This is a genomic window from Yersinia pekkanenii, assembly GCF_001152565.1.
Classification (GTDB): domain Bacteria; phylum Pseudomonadota; class Gammaproteobacteria; order Enterobacterales; family Enterobacteriaceae; genus Yersinia; species Yersinia pekkanenii.
Genome location: NZ_CQAZ01000018.1, coordinates 26,725 through 44,343, shown reverse-complemented (window position 1 = coordinate 44,343; position 17,619 = coordinate 26,725). Strand labels below are relative to the sequence as shown.

The following is a 17,619-nucleotide window of genomic DNA, read 5'->3' as shown; positions in this document are numbered from 1 at the left end:
ACCATTTTATAAACCACCAAAAGTCTTATTCCTCACCGGATAAAGTATAAAAATCAGACAAATGTTAAAAATAAAAACTTTACGCTATTTATATTGCCACAGATAGCAATGTAAACTATAAAAAAGGCAAATTACCAATATAATAACCTGATATTAAAATAATTATCGATATATAAACCTTGCATTTATTTCATTAATTGGTGTTTTGGCAGATTTTTACCCCAAGCAGGAGTGAACGACAATGTTTTCAACTGGGTCCCGTCTGCGTAGTGCCGCAGCCGATACTTTTGCGCTCGTGGTGTATTGCTTCGTCATCGGCATGATAATTGAGATCGTGATTTCTGGAATGACATTCCAGCAGTCACTCTCTTCCAGATTGGTTTCGATACCGGTCAATGTTCTTATTGCCTGGCCCTATGGTGTGTATCGGGATGCATTCATCCGCTTTGCGCGTCACCATGCCGGTGAGCATTTTTGGGCGAGGAGTCTGGCCGACTTATTGGCCTATGTCAGTTTTCAATCACCGGTTTATGCCATGATTTTGTGGTCGGTTGGAGCTGATTTAGAACAAATCACCACTGCGGTTGCCAGTAATGCATTGGTTTCAATGGCGATGGGTGTGGCCTATGGCTACTTTTTGGAATATTGCCGCCGGTTGTTCCGCGTGGCAGGCTATGTCTAATAAACGAGGATTTATCCAAAAAAAACAATCAGGCCGCATTAAGCGCCCTCAGACTGTCGACAAAGTCAAATGAAGGGGAAACGCGCCGTTGGGGTCGTAGCCGCGTAAGCGACCGGAGCGCCCCTAGGTGCGGTCAACCCTTCACTCACTTTCTTTGCCATTAACCTCAGGCCGCACTAAGCGCCCTGATCCGTTATGAACAACGTGTTACTGGTTACTTGCGGCTTAAACTGCCACGGCGGAATAAGTTACGGCGGATCCGTGTCAGCCCCGGTTTCGGCTTATGAGGCTCATCCAGACTAGCCAATACCAACTCCAGCACGCGCTCGGCAACATCGCGGTGGCGCTGCGCGACCGCCAGCACCGGGCACTCAAGGAAATCCAACAGCTCGTTATCGCCAAAAGTGGCAATCGTCAGATTGCTGGGTAGACGGCCACTTTGTTTTAAAGTGACATCCATAACGCCCTGTAAGAGCTGGAATGAGGTAGTAAACAACGCCTGTGGCATTGGATGGGTCTTCAGCCACTGCGCAAACAGCACGCCAGCAGCGTTGCGCTCGTAGCTATCAGCATACAGGTAATCGACTTCACGTGGATCATCGTTCCACGCCTCACGGAATCCCGCCTCTCGCAGGAAGCTGACTGACAGCTCCGGTAACGCGCCCAGATACAACACCGACTCTGCCGGGAAAGAACGCAGTTCTTGCGCCAACATCTGTGCATCTTCTTGATCCGCACCCACCACGCTGATGAAGTGCTCGCGATCAAGCGCCCGATCCAGTGCAATTATTGGCAACGGATCATTTGCCCAGCGCTGATAAAAAGGGTGCTCTGGTGGTAAAGCGGTTGAAACAATGATGGCATCAACCTGGCGCTGTAACAGGTGTTCGATACAACGCATTTCATTATCTGGCTGGTCTTCAGAACAGGCGATCAGCAACTGATAACCGCGCTGACGGGCCTGACGCTCCAGATAATTTGCAATACGGGTATAGCTGGTATTCTCCAGATCTGGGATCACCAAACCAATGGAGCGGGTTCTGCCCGCGCGCAATCCTGCCGCAACAGCATTTGGGTGATAGTTATGTTCCCTGACAACCGCCATAACTTTGTCTACTGTTTTATCGCTGACCCGGTACTGTTTCGCTTTGCCATTAATGACATAACTGGCCGTGGTGCGCGAAACGCCCGCAAGACGCGCGATTTCATCCAGTTTCACATTAACCCCTTATAAACCCAGTAAAGTGATAAAAGGCAGGATTGTCTGCCAAACCCCAGAGCCTTATCAGTCTTACCTATAGACCTGAGGGTTATAGGCTAGATCTGGATACGTATAGACATAATTTAACTATGGATATAGCCCATGGTAGATCTAACCGCAGAACTCACTATTGAGCAACCGCTTTAACCGCCATATAACTGCATCTAGGTTAAAAAATAAGAAAAAAAAAGCTCAGCACATGAGCTGAGCCTGATTATTAGAGATTAGTCAGTATTAATCACGGTCATTAACGCATGATCTTGTCGCCACGAGACACACCGACAATACCGGAGCGGGCCACTTCAACTATTTCTGCCACTTCTCGTACCGCATTGAGGAATGCATCCAGCTTATCGCTGGTACCAGCAAGCTGGACGGTATAGAGCGTGGCGGTCACATCAACAATCTGCCCACGGAAGATTTCAGCACAACGCTTAACTTCTTCACGCCCGTAGCCGCTGGCCTGCAACTTCACCAGCATGATTTCGCGCTCCACATGTGAGCCAGAAACCAATTCGCTAACCCGCAGTACATCGACCAACTTATGCAGTTGTTTTTCAATCTGTTCCAGAACTTTGGCATCACCCACTGTTTGGATGGTCATTCTGGAAAGTGTCGGGTCATCGGTCGGTGCAACGGTCAAACTCTCGATGTTATAACCGCGCTGAGAAAACAGGCCCACCACTCTTGAGAGGGCACCTGATTCGTTTTCCAGCAGAACTGATAAAATCCGGCGGCGCATAATTATGTCCTCTCCGTTTTGCTAAGCCACATTTCGTCCATGCCACCACCGCGGATCTGCATCGGGTAAACATGCTCCGTTTCATCAACCGTCACATCCACAAAGACCAAACGTTGGGTCTCGGATAATTGTGTCAGGGCATCAGCCAGTTTGCTTTCCAACTCATCCGGAGTGCGAATGGAAACACCAATGTGACCATAGGCTTCAGCCAATTTGACGAAGTCAGGCAGCGAATCCATATAAGACTGTGAGTGGCGGCCGGAATAGATCATATCCTGCCACTGCTTCACCATGCCGAGGTAACGGTTGTTTAGATTCAGCACCAGCACCGGCAAGTTATATTGCAGTGCGGTAGATAATTCCTGAATATTCATCTGGATACTACCATCGCCAGTGACGCAAACTACCGTCTCGTCGGGTAACGCCAGCTTAACGCCAAGTGCGGCCGGTAAACCAAAGCCCATCGTCCCCAGACCACCTGAGTTAATCCAACGGCGTGGTTTATCAAACGGATAGTAAAGTGCGGCGAACATCTGGTGTTGACCGACATCAGAGGTGACATAAGCATCACCTTTAGTCAGGCGATGTAAGGTTTCGATCACCGCCTGCGGCTTGATTTTACCGCTGTCTTTGTTGTAGCTCAGACAATGACGGGCACGCCACTGCTCAATGGATTGCCACCAGTCACGCAAGCTATCACAATCCTGTGCGCAATCTATCTGAGGCAACAGCCCCAGCATCTGTACCAAGACTTGTTTGGCATCACCGACAATTGGAATGTCTGCATTGACGGTTTTAGAAATTGAAGTTGGGTCAATATCAATGTGCACCACAGTGGCATCCGGGCAATATTTTGCCAGATTATTGGTAGTACGGTCATCGAAGCGCACGCCAACGGCAAAAATCAGATCGGTATTGTGCATGGCCATATTGGCCTCAAACGTGCCGTGCATCCCCAACATACCGACACTTTGGCGATGGGTCCCAGGGAAGCTCCCCAACCCCATCAAAGAACTGGTCACCGGTAAGTTCAGTTTTTCAGCCAAAACCAGTAACTCTTCGTGACAGGCAGCATTAATCGCCCCGCCCCCAACATACATGATGGGTCTTTTAGCCGCCAGAATGGTTTGCAGCGCACGTTTGATCTGCCCGCGATGGCCTTGTACTGTTGGATTATAAGAGCGCAAGCTAACCTGATCAGGGTAGGCATAAGGCATTTTGACCGCAGGGCCAACGATATCTTTTGGCAGGTCGACCACTACCGGCCCAGGGCGACCAGTAGAGGCCAAATAGAACGCCTTTTTCAACACAGTTGGAATATCTTCCGTGCGTTTCACCAGAAAACTGTGTTTCACCACTGGGCGGGAGATCCCCACCATGTCACATTCCTGGAAAGCATCGTAACCAATCAACGAGCTAGGCACCTGACCAGAAAGTACCACCATTGGCACTGAATCCATATATGCCGTGGCAATACCAGTAATCGCATTGGTCGCACCTGGGCCAGAAGTGACCAGTACGACGCCGACCTCACCCGTTGCACGTGCATAACCATCGGCCATGTGAACCGCACCTTGTTCATGGCGCACCAGCACGTGATCGATACCGCCGACCGTATGCAGGGCATCGTAGATATCAAGTACGGCCCCGCCGGGATAACCGAATACATGCTTCACGCCCTGATCGATTAACGATCGGACCACCATCTCGGCTCCTGACAACATTTCCATGGGTTTTGCCTCCAGGCTTAGTTTGCTCATTGGATAACGGGAAGCTATTTCCACCGGATCCGGTAGGAAAGGCACAACGCCCCATATTCCTATTCTTTGCTTGTTATTATTTGGATGTTTATTAACGTAACTAACTTATTAACATAACGTCAGAATTTCTGGCAGGCAAACAACAATTCTCTCAACTAAAGGCAATTCTGTCGGTCACACCCTGTATTTACCCTCACCACAAAAACAAAACACTGCCTGATGATTGGTAGACTTGTTTTTAACGTCGCATTAACCGTCGATCATAGCACTAAATCAGGCTGATAAATTTTATCCATCGAATACGGTAAAATGATGAATGCTACATAGAAAGAGGTAGATAATTCAGGGGGGCGTTCAAAAATACAGCAGCGGCAGGTATTATCATCAGATGCATACCCGCCGTAGCCGTTAAAATGTTGATGGGTTAATCACGATACATAGAGTCAATTTCATTCTGATAACGCTGGAGAATGATTTTACGGCGCAATTTCATGGTTGGCGTTAGTTCACCGGTTTCCATGGTGAATGCCTGTGGTAACAACGTAAAGCGCTTAACCTGTTCGAATATCGCCAACTCTTTTTGCATCTCTTTCAGTCTTTGTTCGAACAAACTAACAATATGGCTATGGCGTAATAGCTCTAACCTATCGTGATATTTCAGGTTTATCGAGCGGGCATACTCTTCCAGTGATTCAAAACACGGCACAATCAGTGCCGAAACGAATTTGCGGGTATCAGCAATAATCGCGACCTGCTCGATAAAACGATCCTGACCGAGTGTGCCTTCGATCATTTGCGGCGCGATGTACTTCCCGCCGGAGGTTTTCATCAGATCTTTCAGCCGCTCGGTGATAAACAAATTCCCCTGAGCATCCAATTTCCCAGCATCACCCGTTTTTAACCAGCCATCTTCGGTGAACGACTCTGCCGTCTCTTGTGGCTTATTAAAATAGCCGCGCATCACAATCGGGCCACGTACCTGAATTTCATTCTCTGCGCCCAAACGCACATCAATCTCCGGCAACGGCTTACCGATAGAGCCGAAACGGAAATCTTGCTCTTCCCAACATGAAACGGTGGCACAGGTTTCGGTCATGCCATAGCCGTACTTAATATTGATACCGATGGCCTGGAAAAACAGGATGATATTGTCATCTAACCGAGCACCGGCGGCCGGTAAAAAGCGCACTCGCCCGCCTAATACCCCACGCAATTTACTCAATATCAAGCGATCTGCCAGCTTATACATCTGCCCGGATAACAACGACAATGTTTGCCCACCTTGCAGGCTTTGGAATTTACGTTCCCCGCAGCCGACAGCCCAACGGAACAACATCCGGCGATGCCATTTTGCCAGCGCGACTTTGTCATTGATGGCACTGAACACTTTCTCGTAAAACCGAGGGACAGCACACATCACCGTCGGCTTTACTGCCAGCATCGCTGGTCGTACCCAATCAGTATTGCTGATATACACATTTTGGGCGCCAGTATGCATCACATAGAAGCTCCAGGCCCGCTCAAACACATGGGATAACGGCAGGAAACTAAGAGAGACATCCTCTGCTGTCAGGGTTAAACGCTGATCGTGTAAATAAAGCTGGGCGGCCATATTACGGTAATCCAGCATCACACCTTTCGGTTCACCGGTGGTTCCCGAGGTATAAATCAGTGTGAATAAATCATTTAAGTCGCAGCTATCTATACGTGCAGTGAGTAGATGTTGCTGTACCGCATCAGGCTGCTGCTCAAAATCAGCTAAGTGTTGGGCATATTCACAACCGCGTAAATCAACGGTGGGGTCTAACACAATAATCTGAGCAAGTTGCGGGCACAGTGGCTTTAGCGTTGCGGCTACATCAAATTGCGTTTGTCCGCCGACAAATAAAATGCGCACATCGGCATCATTGAGCACATAGGCTGCTTGAGTCGTCGTATTGGTGGCATACAAGGGAATACTCACGCCCCGCAATTGCAAAATAGCCAAATCCGCCAACGACCAGGCCATGCTGTTATTAGCAAAAATTCCAACTCGCTCTTGGATTGCAACCCCAAGAGATAACAATGCAACGGAAATACCGGTGACATGAGTACCGATCTGTTGCCAGCTTAACTGCTTTTCGCCTTCTGGCGACCATTCACGGAAAGCTATCTGGTCAGGACGGCCGCTGATTTGTTGGTGCAGACGACGCACAAGGTGGTATTGCTCTAATATGTGGCTCATAACATCATCGCTCGCTGATAAATCATTCATTAAAGTGTACTGCAATGTGTTACTCATTAATATTCAGCTTACATGTGTTTACTTTTTCGCGCGCAGTCTACCTGCTCTTCAGGCTATCGCAAATAAAATTCAGCGTAGAAGTGTGAGCTGAAACTGACTTTGATGAAAAATACAGCAGTTAAAGCGATAACTCGGGGAACGAAATGAAGCCATCGTATTTTACTGGCTGGGGTAACCATTAAGAAAAAAACGATGTTGAACTCAGTAACACCCCATGCCTGCTACTGAGAATAATATGACTTCAGCAGCAGGGCTTAACAAAAATGATTACGAAGGAATACTAAGATGCCCGAGTAATTCTTTCATCCACTGATGGCCTTTATCCCTATCAGTAGACTCATGCCAAGTGAGATAACATGGCCGACTTGTCTCTTTCCAAGGTAAAGAAATAAGTTTCAGATTAAGGGCTTCACTGTATGTTTGAACCAACCAGCGAGGAGCAATAGCCACAAAGCAAGTTTGAGATACTATATTAAGCACACTATTCATATCTGTACTTTCATAAACAATAGTTTGAGCACTGACCTCGGACTTATAATAATACTCACTAAAAGAACCTACTTTATCTAATGATACTACTGCATGTGATTCAGAAAGCAGTTGCTCTTGTGTAATAGTATTCTCAATACGAGGATGATCTTTAGAAATCGCCAGTACTGACTCATCGTCAGATAAGGACAAATAATGAAAGTCAGGGCGTTCAAATTTAGTATAACCTATCACAAACTCGGTCTCTTGATACCGTAACTGATGTTCAATATTATGATTCAAATGAGATTTGATAATGAGCTGAACATTGGGTGCTAATTGTTTAACGCATTGTAGTATTCGTGCCGTTAATCTAATATCTAAAGGGCTACAAATAGATAAATTAAATACCCGCCCACTGTTCTTGGCTTCAAAACCCGCACCAGGCAACTCATTTTTAACTAATTGTAGAGCTTGCCTAACCGGACCAAACAGCTGACGAGCTCTGGCAGTAGGCTGAATACCACGGCCATAACGGACAAAAAGCTCATCATTAAACATCACTTTTAAGCGAGCGACTGCGTTACTCACCGCTGGCTGGGACATACCCAACGACTGGGCTGCGCGCGTGACATTATGCATTTGCATCACTGCGTCAAAAACGGTTAATAAATTGAGGTCGACACTTCTTAAGTGAACATCACTACATTCTTTTTTAGTTGCTGGATTGTCGGTTACTAAGTTGTGTTCAGACATACTTTACTCCACTAAGCTTTATGCAGATGGCATGATTAATAACAGGAAATATTGATATTTATCGATATCTCAAAATACTTTTATTCACTTATTATTAACGATTCCAATGTTCTCATCATTACCGTTATTGGGAAAAATGAGTATCATCCTTGTATAATTGTATGTTTACCTCCAAGTTTTAGTCAAAAGCGCCCATAGATAAGTATGTGAATGAGACAATCACATAAAATATCTTATGTAAGCTAACAAACTAATTCATATTGGAAATGCCAATTCATTTAATCATAAATACTAATAATAAGGTTAACGAGGTGATCACATCACAATATGGGATGGTTGACAACTATGCCATTAATAAATAATAAATTCATTATTTGAAACTTATTAATCCTTACTAATTACCACTGACATATTAAATAATTAATTTAATCTCACTCAATTTAAGTATGAATTTACGTCCCAGTCATAACACTTAAAGTAAATAAATAATAGCATTTATTAAAATGATGAGTATTTGTATTCATCAAATATATTCCAGAATGATAATAAGGTTTATTGTGAATTTATCACAATTGATAACTTATAGATTAATCTTACCTATACCCCCTCGTTCCCACGAAATCCAAATATAACATTTCATAACGGTTCCATCCTCACCAAACGGGGGATTCATGTCTTAAAATTTCGCAAAAGCATAATAATCCATATTATTAGCGCCACACCAAACAAAACAAAATCATATGCATTTATTTTTAGATTTAAAATCTTTTAAATTTAATTTTTAGGCGTTTTATGTTGCCACAAGCAATTCATGGCGTGCGTAACCAGCTGAAGTCGCCATTTTAAACAAATGTTGACATCCCCATAGAATTCACGTATCAATTTAGGCAACGCAATATTTTAACCCATGAGAAACTGAAAAATTATGTTCTACTCAACCCGTCTACTAGGCCTACTACTCAACGCATCTCATTTGCGCGGTATGTTGGTGGACGGAAATCAGAACTGATTCAGTCATCAAGATAAACAAGCCCGCGCAAATGCGCGGGTTTTTTTTTACCCGCTAAGCGCAAATGTAAACACGACAAGGAACAACCCATGAGCCAACAAGTCATTATTTTCGATACCACATTGCGTGACGGTGAACAAGCATTGCAAGCCAGCCTGAGTGTTAAAGAGAAACTGCAAATCGCGCTGGCACTGGAAAGAATGGGCGTCGATATCATGGAAGTCGGTTTCCCGGTTTCCTCCCCTGGCGATTTTGAGTCAGTACGCACTATTGCTCAGCAAGTGAAAAATAGTCGGGTTTGTGCTTTAGCACGCTGTGTAGACAAGGATATTGATGTCGCGGCTGAGGCATTACGTATTGCTGAAGCTTTCCGTATTCATGTGTTTTTGGCAACGTCCACCTTACATATCGAATCCAAATTAAAGCGCTCATTTGATGACGTGTTAGCAATGGCTGTTCACTCGGTGAAGCGCGCTCGTAACTATACCGATGATGTGGAATTCTCTTGTGAAGATGCGGGCCGTACCCCAATTGATAACTTGTGCCGTATTGTAGAGGCCGCAATTAATGCCGGTGCCACTACCATTAATATCCCTGATACTGTCGGCTACACTACGCCTTATCAATTCGGTGGAATCATTACCGACTTGTATGAGCGCGTGCCTAATATTGATAAAGCCATTATTTCTGTACATTGCCATGACGATTTGGGTATGTCGGTCGCTAACTCGATCACCGCCGTGCAAGCCGGTGCCCGTCAGGTCGAAGGCACGATTAATGGTTTAGGGGAGCGCGCCGGTAACTGTTCACTGGAAGAAGTGATCATGGCTATCAAAGTGCGTGAAAAGATGTTAGGTGTGCATACCAATATTAATCATCAAGAAATTTACCGTACCAGCCAATTGGTCAGTAAGTTATGTAATATGCCAATACCTGCCAATAAAGCTATTGTCGGCAGTAATGCTTTCGCCCACTCATCCGGTATCCATCAGGATGGTGTGCTGAAAAATCGCGAAAACTACGAAATCATGACCCCAGAATCTATCGGTCTGAAAAGCGTGCAATTGAATCTGACTTCACGCTCTGGTCGTGCGGCAGTAAAACACCGTATGGAAGAGATGGGTTATCAGGATAAAGATTACAATTTAGACTCCTTATACGACGCATTCCTGACGCTGGCGGATAAAAAAGGCCAGGTCTTTGATTACGATTTGGAAGCTTTAGCCTTTATTAATAAGCAGCAGGAAGAACCTGAACATTACCGTTTGGACTATTTCAGCGTTCAATCGGGTTCCAGTGTGATGGCGACGGCATCCGTGAAATTGGCATGTGGCGAAGAAATTAAATCAGAAGCCGCCACCGGTAATGGCCCGGTTGACGCCGTGTATCAAGCCATCAATCGCATTACCGGTTACCCCATTGAACTGGTGAAATATCAACTGTCTGCCAATGGTCAGGGTAAAGACGCCTTGGGGCAAGTAGATATTGTGGTTGACCATAAAGGCCGCCGTTTCCATGGCGTAGGTTTGGCAACTGATATTGTCGAGTCATCAGCCAAGGCGTTGGTTCACGTATTAAATAACATCTGGCGCGCTCATCAGGTAACCATCGAGAAGCAGCGCCTGCAACAAAATAATCAGGAAATGGTGTGAACATGACTAAGACTTATCATATTGCCGTTTTGCCCGGAGACGGTATTGGCCCTGAAGTAATGGCTCAGGCAAATAAAGTATTGGATGCGGTGCGTCAGCGTTTCGATATTAAGATTTCAACCAGCGTTTATGATGTGGGTGGTGCCGCCATCGACCGCCACGGCAGCCCATTACCGGCAGCGACAGTCAACGGATGTGGGCAAGCTGATGCCATCTTATTTGGCTCAGTGGGCGGTCCGAAATGGGAACATTTGCCACCGGCTGAACAGCCAGAACGCGGTGCGTTGTTACCCTTGCGTAAGCACTTCAAATTATTCAGTAACTTGCGCCCAGCGCGCTTGTATCAAGGGTTAGAGGACTTCTGCCCATTACGCAGTGATATTGCCGCCAAAGGCTTCGATATCCTGTGTGTGCGTGAATTAACCGGCGGTATCTACTTCGGTCAACCCAAAGGCCGTGAAGGCCAAGGCCAGCACGAACGTGCGTTTGATACCGAAGTTTATCATCGCTTTGAAATTGAACGTATTGCCCGCATTGCTTTTGAATCGGCCCGTAAACGCCGTGGAAAAGTCACATCTATTGATAAAGCAAACGTGTTGCAAAGTTCTATTCTGTGGCGTGAAGTGGTAACCGCCATTGCGGCCGATTACCCGGATGTCGCGTTGTCCCATATGTATATCGATAACGCCACCATGCAGTTGATCAAAGACCCTTCCCAGTTTGATGTATTGCTGTGCTCCAACTTGTTTGGCGATATTTTGTCAGACGAATGCGCCATGATTACCGGCTCAATGGGCATGTTGCCGTCTGCCAGCCTGAACGAACAAGGTTTTGGTTTGTATGAACCCGCAGGCGGTTCCGCACCGGATATTGCAGGCAAAAACATTGCCAACCCCATCGCACAAATTCTGTCTTTGGCCCTGTTATTGCGTTTCAGTTTGGGTAAAGATGGCGCGGCAGATGCTATCGAAAACGCCATCAATCAGGCATTAGAACAAGGCTATCGCACGGCTGATTTGGCGGGTAATGGCAAAGCAATCGGCACGAATGAAATGGGCGATATCATCGCTAAATTCGTGGCAGAGGGGGTTTAAAATGGGCAAGACGTTATATCAAAAATTGTACGATGCGCACATCGTTTACGAAGCGCCGAATGAAACCCCATTATTGTACATTGACCGCCATCTGGTTCATGAAGTGACCTCTCCGCAGGCTTTTGATGGTTTACGAGCCATGGGCCGTCCAGTGCGTCAACCGGGCAAAACCTTTGCCACCATGGACCACAATGTTTCAACCCAGACTAAAGATATCAATGCCAGCGGTGAGATGGCGCGTATTCAGATGCAAGAGTTGATCAAAAACTGTGCTGAATTCGGTGTGTCATTATATGACTTGAACCACCCATTCCAAGGCATCGTGCATGTGATTGGCCCTGAACAAGGCATGACCTTGCCGGGTATGACTATCGTTTGTGGTGATTCACATACTGCGACTCATGGCGCATTTGGCGCATTGGCATTTGGTATCGGCACCTCAGAAGTTGAACACGTACTGGCAACCCAGACCCTGAAACAGGGCCGTGCTAAAACCATGAGAATTGAAGTGAATGGGGATGTCGGCGCGGGGATTACCGCTAAAGACATCGTGCTGGCAATTATCGGTAAAACCGGTAGCGCTGGCGGCACCGGTCATGTGGTGGAGTTCTGTGGCAGTGCAATTGCAGCGCTGAGCATGGAAGGCCGGATGACATTGTGCAATATGGCGATTGAAATGGGCGCGAAAGCCGGTTTAGTCGCACCGGACGACACCACCTTCGCCTACCTGAAAGGCCGTCAGTTCGCCCCGACCGGCGAGCACTGGGAACAAGGTGTAACTTACTGGCGCACATTGAAATCGGATGCCGATGCCAAGTTCGATACCACGGTCACTCTGGATGCCGCAGATATCGCGCCACAGGTCACCTGGGGCACCAATCCGGGTCAGGTGATTGCGGTTAATGACATTATTCCTGCTCCAGAATCATTCAGTGATCCGGTTGAGCGCGCCTCGGCAGAAAAAGCCTTGGCGTATATGGATTTGCGCCCTGGCATTAAATTAACTGATGTCGCCATTGATAAAGTCTTTATCGGTTCCTGCACCAACTCACGCATTGAAGATTTACGCGCTGCCGCCGCGATTGCACTGGGTCGCAAAGTGGCCAGTGGCGTACAGGCTATCGTGGTACCTGGCTCCGGCCCGGTGAAAGCACAGGCAGAAGCCGAGGGTTTGGATAAGATCTTTATCGAGGCCGGTTTTGAGTGGCGCTTGCCAGGTTGTTCTATGTGTTTGGCGATGAACAACGACCGTCTGGAACCCGGAGAGCGTTGTGCCTCCACCAGCAACCGTAACTTTGAAGGCCGTCAGGGCCGTGGTGGTCGCACGCATTTAGTTAGCCCGGCAATGGCCGCTGCCGCCGCTGTCAGTGGTCATTTTGCTGATGTTCGCGACTTATCCGCCGCCACCCACTAACCGGAGACACCACTATGGCTAAATTTACTCAACACATTGGTTTGGTTGCTCCGTTGGATGCGGCGAACGTCGATACTGACGCGATTATCCCAAAACAGTTTTTACAAAAAGTGACTCGCACTGGCTTTGGTCAACACCTGTTTAACGACTGGCGTTTTCTGGACGATGCAGGCAAAGAGCCAAATCCTGAATTTGTGCTGAACCAACCCCGTTATCAGGGAGCGACCATTTTGCTGGCCCGTGAGAATTTTGGTTGCGGTTCATCACGTGAGCATGCGCCCTGGGCACTGACTGATTTCGGTTTTAACGTGGTTATCGCCCCCAGCTTTGCCGATATCTTTTACGGTAACGCGTTTAATAATCAGTTATTACCGGTGACATTAAACGAAGCTGATATCGATACGTTATTCCAGTTAGTTAACGATAATGAAGGTATTAAGTTTGTTGTCGATTTGGCAGAACAAACGGTTAATGCCGGTGGTAACGTTTATTCTTTCGAAATCGATAATTTCCGTCGCCATTGCATGATTAACGGTTTAGACAGTATTGGTCTGACGTTACAACATGAAAGTAATATTTCAGCCTACGAAAAACAACAGCCAGCATTTTTACGTTAATTATAGCTAAGCGCCCTGCGGGGCGCTAAGCCTCCCGCACCCGCGAGCAAATAATCAGCGCCAGAGTCGCTAACCCCATCGCCACAACATATACCGAATTATGCCCCCAGGTTTCGGTCAATACCCCTTGCAGTACTCCGGCCAGAATAACACCGGTGGAGATGCTATTGGTAAACAGGGTAGTGGCCGCTCCTGCTCTACCCGGCATGAGATCCTGAAAATAGAGCATGCCGATACCAGCGACAATACCGATAAATATGGCATTGAAAATCTGTAACAGCATCAGCGCAGTTTTGAATTTAAACAGCACCAAACCGGTATAAAACAGCACCCCCGCCAGTACCGCAAACAACATGATTTTGCGCTTACCAAAATACCTAACCAAGTAACCCGCCAGCAACATAATAGGGATTTCCAGCCCAGCGGCAGTCCCCATCAATAACCCCGCCAACCGTTCAGGCAACCCTAAATTGGCCGTGATATACAGCGGCATATCAATGATATACATGGTATTACACGTCCACATCAACATTGAGGCGATAAACAGCAGCCGCACATTTTTATCAGCGAACAAGCTGCCCTGCGCCATTACCGGCGCATCCGCATCCACCACCGGCTCCGCTCGCGGTACCGATGGCAGAATAAACCACACCACCAGTGCGCTCAGCACAAAAATACCGGCGGCAATACTGAACATCAGGGTAAAGCCGTAATTCAACGCTAACATAAAGGATAGCGGAGGCCCGATAACCCAAGCCAATGAGAGCTGCGCACGCATAATGGAGCTAAACATCACCACTTCACGCGCCGAGTTATCGGCATATTCACGCGCTAATGCGAAAATTTGCGGCATGGCCGTGTTGGCAACCGACGCTAACAGAACACCGGCGGTAATCAATGTCAGATAGTCACGATTAAAAGCAAATAATAGGCAGTTCCCCACCGCCATCAGGTAACAGACCATAATGAGCTTACGGCGATCGCCACGTGAGTCTGAGCGTTTGGCCAACACAAAACTGACGGTGATCCCGGCAATAGCATTGACGGTATAAAACAAACCAACCCACAGCGGGCGCACTTTAACCTCAGTGCTTAAGAACAGACTTAAGGTCGGAGCCTGCAAAGCGCCAGCAATACCAGAGAGAAAAGCCACCACAAAGAAAGCGAGAAAAACCGGATTGATACGACGCGAAAAGGTTAATGCAGATTTCATTCCAGGCTCCAACGCCAGAAATAACAATTAAACGCTATGCTACAGAAGCGTGTAGATTTATATAGAGATAAATATAAAAGCAGCATAAATTTCACATCCAACTAATTGATGCAGCTAATCGTGTTTCGACCTCAAGGACGCAGAATAAAAAAAGCCAGCAGACGACTAATCTACTGGCTGGTGAAAGTCACCATTACTCAGAAATTTTGGGTACTCGGTAAAACAAGACTACATTACAAGGTATGCTCAGTACGGGCGATAATATCGTCCTGTGCATCCGGCGACAGCGCAGTGAAGAATGCCGAGTAACCGGCCACTCTGACCACTAAATCACGGTAACGATCAGGATGCCGCTTGGCTTTCAGCATTGTCTCGCGCGAGACAATGTTGTACTGCACATGCCAGCCCAGATATTCTTCAAAGAAGGTGCGCAGCAGCAGCATCAACTTTTCACGATCACGCGGGTTATCCAACGTCGATGGGTTCAGTTTCTGATTAAGTAACACGCCGCCCAGAATAGAGGCCGTGGGTAATTTCGACAGCGAGCTAAACACCGCAGTTGGCCCCAAATGGTCCGTACCGGAGGCCGGGCTTGCCCCTTCCGCCAGCGGGCTGTGAGCCTTACGACCATCCGGTGTTGCCATGGTCGCCGCACCAAATGGCACATTAGCCGAAATGGAGGATGTCCCGGCATAATAGGTGCCGCCGATAGGCCCGCGACCAAAACGGGTATTATGATATTGTTTCAGTTCATCAATGTAGGTCTGATAAGCCCGTACCAGCAGTTGGTCAACATCATCAACGTCATTGCCGTATTTCGGGGCTGAATTAATCAAATGCTGGCGGAGTTGCTCACCGCTTAAGCCAATAAAGTCATTGGTCAGTGCCGTTGCCAGTTGCTGTTGGCTAATAAGCTGTTGCTCAAACACCAACTTGCGCACCGCCGCCAGGCTGTTACCCAAATTGGCAATCCCGACTTGCAAACCAGAAACCCAGTCATAACGCGCACCACCTTGTTTGATGCTTTTACCGCGCTCAATGCAATCATCCACCAGCGCCGAGCAAACGATATCGTGGGCATTCTCTTCCAGCACGGTATCTACCACACACTCAATTTCGATGGATTTACGGGTGTAGTAACGGATCTGCTGATCCCATTGCGCCATCACTTGTGAGAAATCGACAAAATTACCCTTCGACAGCCCTTGCTCTTGCGGCAAGAATACCTGACCGGAAGTTGCATCACGCCCTTGATCCAGCGCTGCCAGCATCACTCGGGCAAAGTTAATAAAACTCATGCCAGTACAACGATAACCCCACTTGCCACCGACCGCCGTTTCAATACAGCCAATCGCCGCATAATCGTAGGCGTCCTGTGGCTCTACACCCAGTTTGATAAATTCAGGAATAACAATTTCATCATTGTTAAATGCTGGCATACCAAAACCGCAGCGGATCACCTGCACGCAAGCATCGAGGAAATCATCACTGATACCAGCATGGTAGCGAACACTGAGGTTCGGTTGTGTTGAACGTAACCGCCCACATGATTCCAGCACCACATAAGAGAGTGGGTTAACGGCATCGATAGCGTTACCCTGCACCAGTTTTTGCCCGCCAATAGTGACGTTTTGATAGAGCGGGCTACCCGCAGAGGCTTTAGAGTGAGATCCGGAGCGGATCTTGTTCACTTCCAGTAATTTCAGCCAGCAGCTATGCAGCATTTCAATGGCTTTTTCGCGGCTAAGGGTGTTTTCCAGCTCGACATCGCGACGATACCAAGGGTACAGATATTGATCGAGGCGACCAAAAGAGACCGAATGACCATTAGACTCAATTTGCAGCATCAACTGGATGAAATAGCACAACTGCAAGGCTTGCCAGAAGGTCTGCGGTGGCTGATGAGCAATCAGCTCACAGTTTTCGGCGATAGTTTGCAACTCGATACGCCGCCATACACGGGTTTCCTCATCCGCCATTTGCCGTGCAACTGCGGCATAACGCTTAATGTGCTCGCTCAGCGCGACCAATGAAATATCAATCGCTTTCAAGAACTGCTCTTTATGCAAATCACTCCAGTCAGTCAGTTGCAGGCGTTCACGACGACTGGCAACTTTACTGCGCAGGCCATCCAACCCTTTTTCCAGCAATAACGGGAAATTAACGGCCAGATGCGCATCACCGGAGGTCATATTACCTTCGGCTTTTATAATGCCGGTCGCCAGCAACGCTTTTTGCTCATCGGTAAACATGCCATAGCAGCGATCTTGCACTGTCTGGCCGCGCCACCACGGGCAAATACGGTGCAATACCGCTTTATCGGCCTCACTGACTGAGAAACCGGCACCGGGGCGATCGGCTAATTCATCAATCTCATTTGAGATCCAACCGACGGTGTATTCAGGGAAAATCGGCGCAGCCCGCAGTTGACTGGCCTGATTACCGATAATCAGCTCATCATTTTTAATCCAGACCGTACGTTGTTGTAGGTGATGAGCCAGCGCCAACGCACGCCTTACCGGTAGCGGTTTATCCTGATGCTGCTGATAAGCCTCGGTATAATGCAATGCCCGCTCGGTGCATACCGGTGGTTTTTCAATGTGAATAAGCGCGTTTTTATGCTGTTTTGTTCGTTCGCTTAAAGTTACCAAATCGAGAGTAGTCATT

At 47.4% G+C, this 17,619-nt stretch carries 12 protein-coding genes; 5 read left to right on the top strand and 7 right to left on the bottom strand.

The window, feature by feature from the left end; all coding sequences use genetic code 11:
* Positions 1–241: 241 nt before the first annotated feature.
* Positions 242–682, top strand: coding sequence for an L-alanine exporter AlaE (locus tag AEP37_RS10885; protein WP_049613220.1), 441 nt, complete (start codon positions 242–244; stop codon positions 680–682).
* Positions 683–896: 214 nt separating this feature from the next.
* On the opposite strand, the gene cra is transcribed toward AEP37_RS10885, so the two are convergent.
* From cra to leuO, 5 genes are all read right to left on the bottom strand, one after another.
* Entirely contained in the window at positions 897–1,901 is a 1,005-nt protein-coding gene (cra, locus tag AEP37_RS10880) for a catabolite repressor/activator (RefSeq protein ID WP_049613219.1), read from the bottom strand.
* Between the two features lie 289 nt (positions 1,902–2,190).
* Complete coding sequence (gene ilvN / locus AEP37_RS10875) at positions 2,191–2,685, bottom strand: acetolactate synthase small subunit (protein WP_004388986.1); 495 nt, start codon at positions 2,683–2,685, stop codon at positions 2,191–2,193.
* Between the two features lie 2 nt (positions 2,686–2,687).
* Complete coding sequence (ilvI, locus tag AEP37_RS10870) at positions 2,688–4,415, bottom strand: acetolactate synthase 3 large subunit (protein ID WP_049613216.1); 1,728 nt, start codon at positions 4,413–4,415, stop codon at positions 2,688–2,690.
* A gap of 454 nt (positions 4,416–4,869) precedes the next feature.
* Positions 4,870–6,669, bottom strand: a complete 1,800-nt coding sequence (locus tag AEP37_RS10865; RefSeq protein ID WP_049613317.1) for an AMP-dependent synthetase/ligase — start codon at positions 6,667–6,669, stop codon at positions 4,870–4,872.
* 327 nt (positions 6,670–6,996) lie between these two features.
* Positions 6,997–7,953, bottom strand: a complete 957-nt coding sequence (leuO, locus tag AEP37_RS10860; RefSeq protein WP_049613215.1) for a transcriptional regulator LeuO — start codon at positions 7,951–7,953, stop codon at positions 6,997–6,999.
* 1,098 nt (positions 7,954–9,051) lie between these two features.
* On the opposite strand from leuO, the gene leuA reads away from it, so the two are divergent.
* The 4 genes from leuA to leuD are packed head-to-tail and all read left to right on the top strand — an operon-like array spanning position 9,052 to position 13,739.
* Positions 9,052–10,614, top strand: a complete 1,563-nt coding sequence (leuA, locus tag AEP37_RS10855; protein WP_049613213.1) for a 2-isopropylmalate synthase — start codon at positions 9,052–9,054, stop codon at positions 10,612–10,614.
* A 2-nt stretch (positions 10,615–10,616) separates the two neighbouring features.
* Positions 10,617–11,708 carry a 3-isopropylmalate dehydrogenase gene (leuB, locus tag AEP37_RS10850; protein ID WP_049613211.1) on the top strand — a complete coding sequence of 364 codons (1,092 nt, stop codon included), beginning with the start codon at positions 10,617–10,619 and terminating at the stop codon, positions 11,706–11,708.
* Between the two features lies 1 nt (position 11,709).
* Positions 11,710–13,122 (top strand): 3-isopropylmalate dehydratase large subunit, encoded by a 1,413-nt coding sequence (gene leuC / locus AEP37_RS10845; protein WP_049613209.1) that lies wholly within the window; start codon positions 11,710–11,712, stop codon positions 13,120–13,122.
* Positions 13,123–13,136: 14 nt separating this feature from the next.
* Entirely contained in the window at positions 13,137–13,739 is a 603-nt protein-coding gene (leuD, locus tag AEP37_RS10840; RefSeq protein ID WP_049613208.1) for a 3-isopropylmalate dehydratase small subunit, read from the top strand.
* A 25-nt stretch (positions 13,740–13,764) separates the two neighbouring features.
* On the opposite strand, the gene AEP37_RS10835 is transcribed toward leuD, so the two are convergent.
* Positions 13,765–14,952, bottom strand: coding sequence for a sugar efflux transporter (locus tag AEP37_RS10835; RefSeq protein ID WP_049613206.1), 1,188 nt, complete (start codon positions 14,950–14,952; stop codon positions 13,765–13,767).
* A 233-nt stretch (positions 14,953–15,185) separates the two neighbouring features.
* Positions 15,186–17,618, bottom strand: a complete 2,433-nt coding sequence (locus AEP37_RS10830; RefSeq protein WP_049613204.1) for a formate C-acetyltransferase/glycerol dehydratase family glycyl radical enzyme — start codon at positions 17,616–17,618, stop codon at positions 15,186–15,188.
* Between the last annotated feature and the right edge of the window lies 1 nt (position 17,619).

Coding starts and splice junctions, on each gene's coding strand:
- AEP37_RS10885 (WP_049613220.1), top strand. CDS start 242: ATGTTTTCAACTGGGTCCCGTCTGCGTAGTGCCGCAGCCGATACTTTT.
- ilvN (WP_004388986.1), bottom strand. CDS start 2,685: ATGCGCCGCCGGATTTTATCAGTTCTGCTGGAAAACGAATCAGGTGCC.
- ilvI (WP_049613216.1), bottom strand. CDS start 4,415: ATGGAAATGTTGTCAGGAGCCGAGATGGTGGTCCGATCGTTAATCGAT.
- AEP37_RS10865 (WP_049613317.1), bottom strand. CDS start 6,669: ATGAGCCACATATTAGAGCAATACCACCTTGTGCGTCGTCTGCACCAA.
- leuO (WP_049613215.1), bottom strand. CDS start 7,953: ATGTCTGAACACAACTTAGTAACCGACAATCCAGCAACTAAAAAAGAA.
- leuA (WP_049613213.1), top strand. CDS start 9,052: ATGAGCCAACAAGTCATTATTTTCGATACCACATTGCGTGACGGTGAA.
- leuB (WP_049613211.1), top strand. CDS start 10,617: ATGACTAAGACTTATCATATTGCCGTTTTGCCCGGAGACGGTATTGGC.
- leuC (WP_049613209.1), top strand. CDS start 11,710: ATGGGCAAGACGTTATATCAAAAATTGTACGATGCGCACATCGTTTAC.
- leuD (WP_049613208.1), top strand. CDS start 13,137: ATGGCTAAATTTACTCAACACATTGGTTTGGTTGCTCCGTTGGATGCG.
- AEP37_RS10835 (WP_049613206.1), bottom strand. CDS start 14,952: ATGAAATCTGCATTAACCTTTTCGCGTCGTATCAATCCGGTTTTTCTC.
- AEP37_RS10830 (WP_049613204.1), bottom strand. CDS start 17,618: ATGACTACTCTCGATTTGGTAACTTTAAGCGAACGAACAAAACAGCAT.